This window comes from Plantactinospora sp. WMMB782 (assembly GCF_049179135.1).
Lineage (GTDB): Bacteria > Actinomycetota > Actinomycetes > Mycobacteriales > Micromonosporaceae > Plantactinospora.
Genome location: NZ_JBMHMC010000007.1, coordinates 4,545,648 through 4,558,160, shown reverse-complemented (window position 1 = coordinate 4,558,160; position 12,513 = coordinate 4,545,648). Strand labels below are relative to the sequence as shown.

At 71.9% G+C, this 12,513-nt stretch carries 9 protein-coding genes; 1 reads left to right on the top strand and 8 read right to left on the bottom strand.

What is annotated here, in order from left to right:
* Positions 1 to 105: 105 nt before the first annotated feature.
* The 5 genes from mpgS to ACN28A_RS22625 all read right to left on the bottom strand — a co-directional run bounded on the left by mpgS (position 106) and on the right by ACN28A_RS22625 (position 7,895).
* Complete coding sequence (gene mpgS / locus ACN28A_RS22645) at positions 106 to 1,350, bottom strand: mannosyl-3-phosphoglycerate synthase (protein ID WP_421397759.1); 1,245 nt, start codon at positions 1,348 to 1,350, stop codon at positions 106 to 108.
* 252 nt (positions 1,351 to 1,602) lie between these two features.
* On the bottom strand, positions 1,603 to 2,616 hold the full coding sequence (gene ilvC / locus ACN28A_RS22640) for a ketol-acid reductoisomerase (RefSeq protein WP_421397757.1): 1,014 nt from the start codon (positions 2,614 to 2,616) through the stop codon (positions 1,603 to 1,605).
* A 69-nt stretch (positions 2,617 to 2,685) separates the two neighbouring features.
* A complete protein-coding gene (ilvN, locus tag ACN28A_RS22635) occupies positions 2,686 to 3,201 on the bottom strand; it encodes an acetolactate synthase small subunit (protein WP_101370234.1) in 516 nt (171 codons plus the stop codon).
* A 10-nt stretch (positions 3,202 to 3,211) separates the two neighbouring features.
* On the bottom strand, positions 3,212 to 5,143 hold the full coding sequence (locus ACN28A_RS22630; protein WP_421397754.1) for an acetolactate synthase large subunit: 1,932 nt from the start codon (positions 5,141 to 5,143) through the stop codon (positions 3,212 to 3,214).
* Positions 5,144 to 5,414: 271 nt separating this feature from the next.
* Positions 5,415 to 7,895, bottom strand: a complete 2,481-nt coding sequence (locus ACN28A_RS22625; RefSeq protein WP_421397753.1) for a putative bifunctional diguanylate cyclase/phosphodiesterase — start codon at positions 7,893 to 7,895, stop codon at positions 5,415 to 5,417.
* A 223-nt stretch (positions 7,896 to 8,118) separates the two neighbouring features.
* Here ACN28A_RS22625 and ilvD point away from each other — a divergent pair, with 223 nt between their 5' ends.
* The gene (gene ilvD, locus ACN28A_RS22620) at positions 8,119 to 9,966 is read left to right on the top strand and encodes a dihydroxy-acid dehydratase (protein ID WP_421397750.1); all 1,848 of its coding nucleotides are present in this window, start codon (positions 8,119 to 8,121) and stop codon (positions 9,964 to 9,966) included.
* 144 nt (positions 9,967 to 10,110) lie between these two features.
* Here ilvD and ACN28A_RS22615 read toward each other — a convergent pair whose 3' ends face one another.
* The 3 genes from ACN28A_RS22615 to ACN28A_RS22605 all read right to left on the bottom strand — a co-directional run bounded on the left by ACN28A_RS22615 (position 10,111) and on the right by ACN28A_RS22605 (position 12,453).
* Complete coding sequence (locus tag ACN28A_RS22615; RefSeq protein ID WP_421397749.1) at positions 10,111 to 10,986, bottom strand: alpha/beta fold hydrolase; 876 nt, start codon at positions 10,984 to 10,986, stop codon at positions 10,111 to 10,113.
* A gap of 124 nt (positions 10,987 to 11,110) precedes the next feature.
* The gene (locus ACN28A_RS22610; RefSeq protein WP_421397747.1) at positions 11,111 to 11,581 is read right to left on the bottom strand and encodes a hypothetical protein; all 471 of its coding nucleotides are present in this window, start codon (positions 11,579 to 11,581) and stop codon (positions 11,111 to 11,113) included.
* 80 nt (positions 11,582 to 11,661) lie between these two features.
* Entirely contained in the window at positions 11,662 to 12,453 is a 792-nt protein-coding gene (locus ACN28A_RS22605) for a maleylpyruvate isomerase family mycothiol-dependent enzyme (protein WP_421397744.1), read from the bottom strand.
* Positions 12,454 to 12,513: the final 60 nt, after the last annotated feature.

The window sequence follows — 12,513 nt, the reverse complement described above, 5'->3', positions numbered from 1 at the left end:
CTGCTGCGCACGGTGCGCCGCCGAACCGCGTGAGTGCCCTCACAGGCTCCACCGACCTGCGTCGGCAGGGTCACGTCGACGCGGTCACGGTTCGGCGACGGCGGCTCAGGCCGAGGTGAAGACCCCGGGTTCGGGCAGCGCGGGCCGGGGCCGCAGCAGGCTGGCCGGCGACCGGGTGCCGAGTTGCCGGAAGGTCCCCGCCTCGGTCTCCAGTACGTCGCGCAGCAGGTCCAGGTCGAGCGAACCGACCGGCGGGTAGATCCGCTCCCGGGGCGGCTCCTCGCCGGGTGCGAGCGCCCCCTGGGCGACCATGAAGTCGAGGATCGCCTGCCGGACGGCGGGCAGCGCGACGGGCGAGTGGTAGAGCACGTTCAGCGCCTGCATCCGCATGCCCTGCACGTGGTCCTCGCCCTTGTTGTCGTGGAAGTGCGGGTTGCGGGTCTCGATCTGGAGCACCGGCACGGAACTCGCCATCACCTCCGGATGCGCGGTGTCGAGTATCCCGCCGAACTGCTCGAAGAGTTCGACGAACTCGAACGGTTCCACGGCGAAACCGCCGGCCAGCCGCATCCGCAGCCCGAGGTCGAGACTGAGCGCGTGTTCGCCGGCATTGCCGGTGGCGATCACCTCGGTGCCGAACCCGGAATACTCGGCGACCAGCCGGTTGAGGAACTCGTTGGTGATCTCGGAACTGCGGCCGCGGCGGCTGAAGAAGAGCCGGCCGTCGCGCAGTTTCGGCTTCGAGTGCCAGGAGATCCGGACCATCGCGTACGGGTTGGCGGCCAGGTGCAGGCCGGCGGCGTAGACCTTGACGTACTCGTGCACGGCACCCGGCACATAGTTGTCGGCGTCGATATAGCCGAGGTATTTCCGGCCGGTCAGCGCGGCGACGGCCATGCCGATCAGCATCGCCTCGCCCTTGCCGGCCCGGACCAGCCCGTCGGAGTCGATCAGCTCGGGCATCCCGGCGGCCTTGACCGCGGCGGCCAGCCCGGGATCCCGCTGGTGCACCATGATCGCTGGCCGTTCGGCCGCCCGGCAGTGCTGCTCCAGGGTCTGCGCTTCCATCTCGTAGCGGTCGACCGGCTGCCGGGCGCTGTTCGAGACCAGCACGATCAGACAGTCGTGCGGAATCCCCGAGAGCACGCCTTCGATTACTCTGCGTGTTTCATTCATGCAGGGAATGACGATGACCATCTGCCGCTCGATCGCGCGCAACGCCGCCTGCGGAACGATCCCCTCGCCGGTGGTGCCCGTGGCGTCCCCCGAGTCCAGCTGTACGACACGCTGGAGTTCGTGGATACGGACGGCGCCGAAACGCTCGGTGCGGTGCGATTGCTCCAGACGCATGCGGCGACAGTACCCGAGCCGACGCATTAACCGCCCGTAACCGCCGACCATTTCCTGCCGCCGCCGGCCGGGGTACCGACCGGACGTCGAATGGCAATGATCCGGTAACTCGCCGGTGGATGATCCGGTAACGAGGGGGATCTCCACCGGCAGGGATCTCCACCGGCGGGAAGACGCCGCCCCGGGCCGGAGGTGAAGCACCGGCCCGGGGCGGGAAACAGCGTCATGCGGTCTCGGTGATCGGCGGGTCGATCACGCGGTCTCGGTGATCGGCCGATCGACCCAGCTCATCATGCCGCGCAGCTTCTTGCCGGTCTCCTCGATCGGGTGCGCCGCGCCCTCGGCCCGCCACTTGGTGAAGTTCGGCCGCCCCGCGTCGTCCTCGGCGATCCACTCCCGGGCGAACTCGCCGGACTGCACCTCGGCGAGGATCTTCCGCATCTCGTCCTTGACCCGGGCGTCGACCACCCGCGGGCCGCGCGAGTAGTCGCCGTACTCGGCGGTGTCGGAGACGCTGTAGCGCATCCGGGCGATGCCGCCCTCGTACATCAGGTCGACGATCAGCTTCAGCTCGTGCAGGCACTCGAAGTACGCCACCTCGGGGGCGTAGCCGGCCTCGGTGAGCACCTCGAAACCGGTCTGCACCAGCGCGGCGGCGCCGCCGCAGAGCACCGCCTGCTCGCCGAAGAGGTCGGTCTCGGTCTCCTCCTTGAAGGTGGTGCGGATCGCACCGGCCCGGGTGCCGCCGATCGCCTTGGCGTAGGCCAGCGCCAGCGGGAAGCCGGTGCCGGTGGCGTCCTGCTCCACCGCGACCAGGCAGGGCACGCCCTTGCCGTCGACGTACTGCCGGCGGACCAGGTGACCCGGGCCCTTCGGGGCGACCATCGCCACGTCGACGTCGGCCGGCGGGGTGATGAAGCCGTACCTGATGTTCAGGCCGTGGCCGAAGAACAGCGCCTTGCCGGCGGTCAGGTGCGGCGCGATGGCGTCGGCGTAGAGCGACCGCTGCGCGGTGTCCGGCGCCAGCACCATGATCACGTCGGCCTCGGCCGACGCCTCGGCCGGGGTCAGCACCCGAAGGCCCTGCTCCTGCGCCTTGGCCCGGCTCTTCGAACCCTCCGGCAGACCGATCACCACGTCGACGCCGGAGTCGCGCAGCGACAGCGCGTGGGCGTGGCCCTGGCTGCCGTACCCGAGCACCGCGACCTTCTTGCTCTGGATGAGCCCCAGGTCGGCGTCGTCGTCGTAGAACACCTCAGCGGTCATGACTTTCCTCTCCTGCGGCGCGACCCGGCCGGGCCCGCCGTTGCCAATCGTTGTGCGGTAACGCCGTGCTCAGGCGGCCCGCAGCGCGGAACCGGTGGTGATCGAACGGGAGCCCCGCCCGATGGCCACCAGACCCGACTGCACCATTTCCTTGATTCCGAACGGTTCGAGATCGCGCAGCAGCGCGTCCAGCTTGTCAGCGGTGCCGGTCGCCTCGATCGTGAGGGTGTCCGGCGCCACGTCCACCACCCTGGCCCGGAACAGGTTCACCGTCTCCAGCACCTGGGCCCGCTGCGAGCGGTCGGCCCGGACCTTGACCAGCACCAGCTCCCGGGCGACCGAGACACCCGGATCCAGCTCCACGATCTTGAGTACGTTCACCAGCTTGTTGAGCTGCTTGGTGACCTGCTCCAGCGGCGAGGTCTCGGCGTTGACCACGATGGTGATCCGGGAGACGTCCGGGTTCTCCGTCTCGCCGACCGCCAGCGAGTCGATGTTGAAGCCCCGCCGGGAGAAGAGCCCGCTGACCCGGGCCAGGACACCGGGCTTGTTCTCCACCAGCACGGACAGCGTGTGCTTGCTCATCGTCGCGGCCTCACAGCTCGTCGTCGTCGAAGGCGGGGCGGACCCCACGGGCGAACATGATCTCGTCGTTACTGGTCCCGGCGGCCACCATCGGCCAGACCATCGCGTCCTTGCCGACCACGAAGTCGACCACCACCGGCGCGTCGTTGATCTCCATCGCGGCCCTGATGGTCTTGTCCACGTCGGCCTTGCTCTCGCAGCGCAGCCCGACGCAGCCCAGCGCCTCGGCCAGCTTCACGAAATCCGGGATGCGGTGCTTGTGCGTGCCCAGCTCGGTGTTGGAGTAGCGCTCGCCGTAGAAGAGCGTCTGCCACTGCCGGACCATGCCCAGGTTGCCGTTGTTGATCACGGCGATCTTGACCGGGATCCCCTCCAGGGCACAGGTCGCCAGCTCCTGGTTGGTCATCTGGAAGCAGCCGTCGCCGTCGATCCCCCAGACCACCGTGTCCGGCTTGCCGACCTTGGCGCCCATCGCCGCCGGCACCGCGTACCCCATGGTGCCGAGGCCACCGGAGTTGAGCCAGGTGTACGGCTTCTCGTACGAGACGAACTGGGCCGCCCACATCTGGTGCTGCCCCACCCCGGCCACGTAGATCGCGTCCGGGCCGGCGATCGCGCCCAGCCGCTCGATCACGTACTGCGGTGCCAGGGTGCCGTCGGTCGGCTCGTCGTAGCCGAGCGGGTAACGGTCGCGCAGGTCGTCGAGCTGCGCCCACCACTCGGTCCGGTCGACCGGCGCGGTCTGCCCGGCGGCGGCCGCCCGGACCGCCTCGATCAGCTCGTCGATGACGTACTTCGCGTCGCCGACGATCGGCACGTCGGCGGCCCGGTTCTTGCCGATCTCCGCCGGGTCGATGTCGGCGTGCACGATCGCCGCCCCCGGGGCGAACGAGTCCAGCTTGCCGGTGACCCGGTCGTCGAACCTGGCTCCCAGCGCGACGATCAGGTCGGACTTCTGCAACGCGTAGACGGCGGCGACCGTACCGTGCATGCCCGGCATGCCGAGGTGCTGCTGGTGCGAGTCCGGGAAGGCGCCCCGGGCCATCAGCGTGGTCACCACCGGGATGCCGGTCAGCTCGGCCAGCTGGCGCAGCCCCTCGGTGGCACCGGCCTTGAGCACCCCGCCGCCGACGTAGAGCACCGGGCGGCGGGCCGCGGTCATCAGCCGGGCCGCCTCGCGGATCTGCTTGCCGTGCGGGTGCAGGGTGGGCCGGTAGCCCGGCAGGTCCAGGGTGGGCGGCCAGGAGAAGGTGGTCTGCGCCTGCAGGACATCCTTGGGGATGTCGACCAGCACCGGTCCGGGCCGGCCGGTGGCGGCCAGGTGGAACGCCTCGGCCAGGATCCGCGGGATCTCCTCGGCGGTCTGGATCAGGTAGTTGTGCTTGGTGATCGGCAGGGTGATGCCCTGGATGTCCGCCTCCTGGAAGGCGTCGGTGCCGATCGCCGGCTTGGCCACCTGACCGGTGATCGCCACCATCGGCACCGAGTCCATGTAGGCGTCCGCGATCGGGGTGACCAGGTTCGTCGCGCCCGGCCCCGAGGTGGCCACGCAGACCCCGACCCGGCCGGTGGCCTGGGCGTACCCGGTGGCGGCGTGCCCGGCGCCCTGCTCGTGCCGGACCAGGATGTGCCGGACGGTCGAGTCGTAGAGCGGGTCGTACGCCGGCAGGATCGCCCCGCCCGGGATGCCGAACGCGACCTCGACGCCGAGCGCCTCCAGCGACTTCACCAGCGAACCGGCCCCGGAGACCTGGACCGGCGCCACCACCTGGCCACCGGTCGGCCGGGCCGGCTCGGCGGGCGGGCCGGGCTGCTCGCCGGCCGGCTGGGCTCCCGGGCGGAGTCGGCGGGGGAACTGGTCCGCAGGGCTGTTGCCCCCCTCGGCGGCGGGGCGGTGCCGGCGCGCGCTGTTGGCCAGCGTCTCGGGCGTGGGTCTCGTCATGGCTATTCAGGCCTTCGCTCGGAGCAGTTGTTCTGTCGAGGTGTGCGGGGAGGGTGCGGACGGGCCGCCTCGCACCGGACGTCGCGCCGGGCGGGGACCGGTCCATCCGAACCGGCAGGGACCGGTACGCCGACGACGGTGACCGCCCTGCCAACGCGGATACGTGGCCAATAAAAACGGCCCTCGTGCTGATGCACGGGGCCTGCGCACTCTCGGAGGTCGAGAGTGCGCTCAGATAAGTACTCGGAAGGACCTGGTCGCAGACATGCGGCTAAGCCTGACGCATCTCACGCGATGAGTCAACTGATCCCGCATTCTGGGCACGATCGGTTTCCTGGTCCGTCGACGCCTCGACCGGCCGGCGCTGCCGGGGCGCACTCCGGCTGCTGGCGCTGCCGGGGCTGGCGCTGGCGGGGCTGGCGCTGGCGGGGCTGGCGCTGCCGGGGCTGGCGCTGCCGCTGGCGGGGCCGGCCGGGTTGCCGGTGGTCCGGGAGGCGGATCTGCCCCGGTTGCCGGCCGGCGGGCGGGGCTCCGGACCACTCCCCTCCGGCGGGCTGGCCGCCTCCAGCATCGCCTCCAGGTGCTCGGCCGGCACTCCCCAACCGAAGAGCTGGCCCTGCCCGAACCGGCAGCCCGCCTCCACGACGGCGGCCAGCTCGGTCGGGTTCGTCACCCCCTCGGCGATCACCTCCAGCCCGAGCTGGTGGCCGAGCCGCATCACCACGTCCACCATCGGAGCGAAGGCGCGACCCTGCGGCGGCCGGACCGGCTCCGGGCCGGCGACCAGGCTGTGATCGATCTTGAGGATGTCGATCGGCAGCCGGCGGAGCTGACCCAGCGAGGAGTAGCCGGCGCCGAAGTCGTCGAGCGCGATGCGTACCCCGGTCAGCCGGAGCGCCCGCAGCCGGCGGATAAGCTCGTCCAGGTCGGTCGCCACGGCGTGCTCGGTCACCTCCAGCACCAGCCGCTGCGGTGGCACCCGGTGGGCGCGCAGCGCCTCGGTGACCTGGACGACGTACTCCGGTGCGTGCAGCTCCCGGGGCGAGACGTTCACCGAGACCCAGACGTCGTGCCCGGCGGCCAGCCAGAGGGAGAGCTGGTGACAGGCCCGGTGCAGCACCCAGGCGCCGAGCTTGGCGATCATCCCGCACTCCTCGGCGAGCGGGATGAACTCGTCCGGGCCGACGTTGCCCAGCTCGGGGTGGTGCCAGCGGAGCAGCGCCTCCGCGCCGACCGGCCGGACCGACGGGACCGCCACCACCGGCTGGAAGGCGAGGTGCAGCTCGTCCCGTTCGATCGCCCCGCGCAGCTCGTGCTCCAGGGTGGTGCGCCGGCGCAGCAGGTTGTCGTAGGCGGCGTCGTACCGCTCGACCCGGTTCTTACCGCGCTGCTTGGCGTAGCGCAGGGCCAGGTCGGCGTTGCGCAGCAGCGTCTCCACGTCCTCCGCGTCGGCGCTGTCCGCCACGCCGATGCTCACCGACAGGAAGACCGACCCGGCCTCGTGCCGGTACGCCGAACCGACCACCCCGAGCAGCCGCTGGGCGATCCGCTGCGCCTCGGCGGGCCGGGCCCGCATCAGTACGGCGAACTCGTCGCCGCCGAGCCGCGCGGCCAGGTCGCCGGGGCGCAGGTTGGTCTTCAGCCGCCGGCCGACCTCGATCAGCACCGCGTCGCCGACGTCGTGCCCGCGCATGTCGTTGACGTTCTTGAAGCCGTCCAGGTCGAGCCCGAGCAGCACCCAGGGGGTCTCCGGGTCGGCCTGCTGCTGCACCGCCCGGAGCAGCCCCCGGCGGTTGGCCAAGCCGGTCAGCGGATCGGTGTGCGCCAACTCCCGGAAGTGCGCCTCCCGCTCGGCCAGCCGGGTCGCGTAGGCCCGCACGTCGCCAAGCGCGAGGTACTGCCGGGCGACCAGGCCGAAGCCCTCGACGATGCCGGCCACCACCGCGAAGATCCGGAAGTCGCCGCCGACGAGCAGGTGGTAGACGGCGGAGACGGCCATCGCCACCATCGGCAGCACGGCGTAGGTGCCACGCCGGATGACGTCGCCGTCCGGCCCGCCCGCCGGCCCGGGCGCCCGGCCGCCGAGCGCGACCATCAGCAGGCCGACCGGCAACAGCAGCGCGCCGACCAGCGCGACCAGCGGGCCGGCCTGGCAGATGCCGGCGGAGATGAGCAGCCCGGCCCCGGTCACCAGGTTGACCCCGACCCCGGTCAGCAGCAGTCCGCGTCGGGGCGCCCGGGCCCGGGCCCCGACGATGAAGGTCACCCCGACCGCCACCGCCGCCGTGACGGTGGTCACCAGGATCGCCAGGCATCCGTTCGGGGTGAGGTCGCCGAGCACCCGGGTCGGCTCGGCGAGCAGCACCCAGCCGACGAACCAGAGCGCCGCCCCGATCACCAACCCGTCCAGGACCAGCCGGAACGCGGCGGCACCGGTCTCGGCGACGCCCGGCAGCCGGAGCAGACCGGCGCAGAGCAGCGCGCCGCTGACCGCCATCCCGACCGCGATCGCGGTGGCCAGGCCGATCCGCTGGGCCTGCTCGTGCTGCCAGTGCTCGACCATGGTGACCAGGGCGAACAGCCCGAGTCCGGCGCTGGCCGCCGCGAGCGCGCCGCCGGCGGCGAGCAGCCAGTGCCCGACCCGGCGGGCACCGCTGTGCCGGTGCGCCGACAGCGCCAGCATGACCGGCCCGCAGCAGGAGGCGAGGCCGGTCGCGACGGCGAGAACCGGCGTACCGGAGGCGAGTTGCACGGAATCACTCTGCCGGATCGACCGCACTCCATGGGGTAGCCCGCGCCGGTTCCTCGATCAGAGGCACAACCCGCTTATTCGGGCATCCGGTGTAAGGAAGGGCTCCCGCATATCGTTCTCTGTTGTAGCGGGGGCCCTTCCTTACCTGCTCGGCGTCTCGGTGGGTGGGCGGGGGTGGGGATCGGGGGGTGCGGGGTGCGGGTGGGAGTGCCAGACTTGTCGGATGCCTGACCTGCGGTCGAAGACCTCCACGCACGGCCGGACGATGGCCGGCGCCCGCGCTCTCTGGCGGGCCACCGGGATGACGGACGACGACTTCGGCAAGCCGATCGTCGCCATCGCGAACAGTTTCACCCAGTTCGTACCCGGGCACGTCCACCTCAAGGACCTCGGCGGCCTGGTCGCCGACGCGGTGGCCGACGCCGGCGGGGTCGGGCGGGAGTTCAACACCATCGCCGTCGACGACGGCATCGCGATGGGGCACGGCGGGATGCTCTACTCGCTGCCCAGCCGGGAGCTGATCGCCGACGCCGTCGAATACATGGTCAACGCGCACTGCGCCGACGCCCTGGTCTGCATCTCCAACTGCGACAAGATCACCCCGGGGATGCTGCTCGCCGCGCTCCGGCTGGACATCCCGACCGTCTTCGTCTCCGGCGGCCCGATGGAGGCCGGCAAGACGGTGGCGATCGAGGGGATCGTGCACGACAAGATCGACCTGATCGACGCAATGATCGCCTCGTCGAACGACGCGGTCACCGACGACCAGCTCGGCGCGATCGAGCGTTCCGCCTGCCCCACCTGCGGCTCCTGCTCCGGCATGTTCACCGCCAACTCGATGAACTGCCTGACCGAGGCGATCGGGCTGGCGCTGCCGGGCAACGGCTCGGTGCTGGCCACCCACGCGGCCCGCAAGGCGCTCTTCGAGCGGGCCGGCCGGCTCGTCGTGGAGATCGCCAACCGCTGGTACGCCGGGAACGACGCCTCGGTGCTGCCCCGCTCGATCGCCTCCCGGGCCGCGTTCGAGAACGCGGTCGCCCTGGACGTGGCGATGGGCGGCTCCACGAACACCGTGCTGCACCTGCTGGCGGCGGCCCGCGAGGCGGAACTCGACTTCGGCGTCGCCGACATCGACGAGATCTCCCGCCGGGTGCCCTGCCTGGCCAAGGTCGCCCCGAACTCCCCGAAATACCACATGGAGGACGTGCACCGGGCCGGTGGCATCCCGGCGATCCTCGGCGAACTGGACCGGGCCGGCCTGCTGCGCCGGGACGTGCACGCGGTGCACTCGACCGACCTGGACGGCTGGCTGGCCGACTGGGACATCCGGGGCGGCAAGGCCGGCCCGGAGGCGATCGAGCTGTTCCACGCCGCCCCGGGCGGGGTACGCACCACCGAGCCGTTCTCGACCGACAACCGCTGGTCCAAGCTGGACACCGACGCGGCCGAGGGCTGCATCCGGGACCGGGAGCACGCGTACACGGCCGACGGCGGGCTGGCGATCCTGCACGGCAACCTCGCCCCGGACGGTGCCGTGGTGAAGACCGCCGGGGTGCCGGCCGAGTGCCTCACCTTCCGGGGCCCGGCCAAGGTATACGAGTCGCAGGAGGCCGCCGTCGACGCCATCCTCGGCAAGCAGGTCGTCGCCGGTGACGTGGTGGTGATCCGCTACGAGGGCCCGAAGGGCGGTCCGGGGATGCAGGAGATGCTCTATCCCACCTCGTTCCTCAAGGGACGCGGCCTGGGCCGGGAGTGCGCCCTGATCACCGACGGGCGGTTCTCCGGCGGCACCTCCGGGCTCTCCATCGGGCACGTCTCCCCGGAGGCGGCCGGCGGTGGGCTGATCGCGCTCGTCGAGCCCGGCGACGAGATCGTCATCGACATCCCGAACCGGAGCATCGAGCTGGCGGTGTCGGCCGAGGTGCTCCAGGCCCGTCGGATCGCACAGGAGAAGCGGGACCGGCCGTACACGCCGACCGACCGGGAGCGGCCGGTCTCCGCGGCGCTGCGCGCGTACGCCTCGATGGCGACCTCGGCCAGCGACGGCGCCTACCGGCGCGTTCCGGAGTGAGCTACCCGGTGCGTGCGGGTCACCCGGCGATCGGGGTGACCCGCGCGCACCGGTCGCAAGGGCGTAGATCGCGCACAGGGGTGCCGGTCGAGCGGGACGGAAGGTCCTACCTGGACACCGAGGCCCCACCTGTACGGGCAGGTCCTATCCGGACAGGAAGGTCCGGATCAGGTCGGCCAGTTCGCGCGGGCGCTCGACCACCATCGCGTGGCTGGCGCCGTCGAGTTCGACCACGTCGAACGACGGGTTGTCCCGGACGGCCGCCAACCGCTCCAGGTTCCGGCGCCGGTGTGCGGCGTAGAGGTCGTGGAAGGGGCGCTGTTCCGGCAGGTCCTCGGTGGCCAGCACCAGCAGCAGCGGGCAACGGACGTCCCGGTAGACCGGGATCAGGTCCACCGACGCGATGGCCGCGCGCAGCTCACCGACCAGCGCCGGCAGCAGACGCGACCGGCTCGTCCCGGCCTCGGCCGGCACCAGGTTACGCCGGAAGCCCTCCTCCCAGACCTCCTCGTCGGCACCGTACCGCCGGGCCTCGGCGCGCTGTCCGGCAACCGCCGCCGCCACCTGTTCCGGGGTCAGCGGCTGGGCCATCCCGGCGGACATCCGGTCGAAGACCTCGGCCAGCCGGTCGAGTTCGGCGGCGGCCCGCTCCGGCGCCAGCCCGGCGAGGTCGTCGGGGCGGCTCGGCGGCGGGTTGCCGTCCAGGCTGACCGCCCCGGGGCAGTCCGGATACCGGGCCGCCCAGAGGCTGGCGAGCATCCCGCCGAGGGAGACACCGACCACCGCCGGCCGGTCCAGCCCCAGGCCGTCGGCGACAGCCGCGAGGTCGTCGAGCACCTCGTCCCACTTCCACGGGCCGTCGCCGGAACGCCCGTGTCCGCGCAGGTCCACCGTCACCACCCGGTACGCCGAGCGCAGTTCCCCGGCCAGTCCGGCCAGCTGCACGAGGTTGCCGCCCGCGCCGTGCAGCAGCAGCATCGGATGGCCGGACCCGCCGTGGTCCCGGGCGACGATCGGCACCGGACCGGACTCGATGGTCGTCTCGCGGCCTCGGATCGTTGTCCCGAGGTCTCCGGTGGCTGTCTCGCGGCTTCCGATCGTTGTCTCGCGGTCGCCGGTGGTCGCCTCGCGGTTGTGGGACGGGTCAGACACGGCGGGGCCGCCCTTCGCTCAGTAGTCGGTCTCGGACCGAGGAGGGCAGCACACCACCTTCCGGATGACGGGCCAGCTTGCCCCGGTTGACCAGGTCGTGGACCCCCTGCCGGGTGATCCCGAGCATCGCGCCGGCCACCGCGTACGTCACCGCGTCGGCGGTCGGATGGCCGACCCGCCGCGCGACGATCTGGCCCAGCGGACTGCGCCACCAGTCGAGCGGCGGCTCGAACGGACTGTCACCGGGGTAGAGCGTCGAGACGATCCGCATCGCGGTGCCGACCGCCTCCCGGTCGGCTCCGTCGAGCAGCCGGTGCGCCCAGTCCTCGGCCCGGACCCGCACCACCGTGCGCAGCGCGTCGACCACGTCGTCCCCGTCGAGCAGGATCTCCAGGGGATCGAGTAGCCGGATGTCCATCGTCCGGAGCAGTTGCTCGACCAGGTCGTCACGCGTCGGTGGCACGCCGCCCTCCTCACTTGACGACTATCGTCAAGCACTTGACGATCGCTGTCAAGTGCTTGACGGGCGGGCCGGCGGACCGGTCAGTAACCGGGAAAGACCTGACGCAGGTCGTCCAGGCTTAGCCGGCCGGTCACGGTCATCGTGTCGGGGGTGTGCTCCGGTGCCAGCCGGCCGGCGGCCAGCCGCAGGAACGCCTCGGCCGGGCCCGAGATCTCCCCGGCCGGCTCCTCCGGCAGCTCCACCAGCTCGACCCGGTCGGTCAGCCGCAACCCCAGGGATCGGTCCGGGTCGGTCAGCCGCAGCGCCAGCTCCACCGGCCGCTCGCCGACCGCCTCCGGCCGGCCGATCCAGCCGAGCAGGCCGGCGAGCCGGTCGAGCAGCAACGGGACCGCCGCCGGTGCCACCGTCGCGTACCGGTTGAAGGCGACCTCCACGTCCCACTCGTGCAGGGCGAACTCGCTTAGCCGCATTCCGGCGGCGGTCGCCAGGTCGACCGGCTCGGGCAGGAAACCGAGGTCGATGCGCAGGCTGTTCCGGGTCGCCGCGTCCAACGACTCGTACCGCTCGACGAGTCGCCGGTTGGCCTCCAGGAACCCCTCGGCGTGCTCGATCGGGCTCATCGCGTCCCAGCGGGCCCAGACCTGCTTGTTGAAGTCGGCGTCCAGCGCGGGGGCATCGCCCAGCGCCACGTTCAGGGTCGCCTCGTTGATCTCGGCGCCGCTGCCGAGATGACTGAGCACCTGCGACACCTGCCACTCGCTGGCCCCGGACGGCCGGGTCAGGTCGGTCGGACCGAGGTCGCGGACCAGCGCCGCGAGTTCGTCGTGGCCCGAACGGAGGGCGGCGATGGTCGTGTCGGCAGAAGTGGCCATGTCTTCCTGTCTCCCAGGTCGTACGTCGCCGGCACCCGATCGGCCGGCGCGACACCCGCC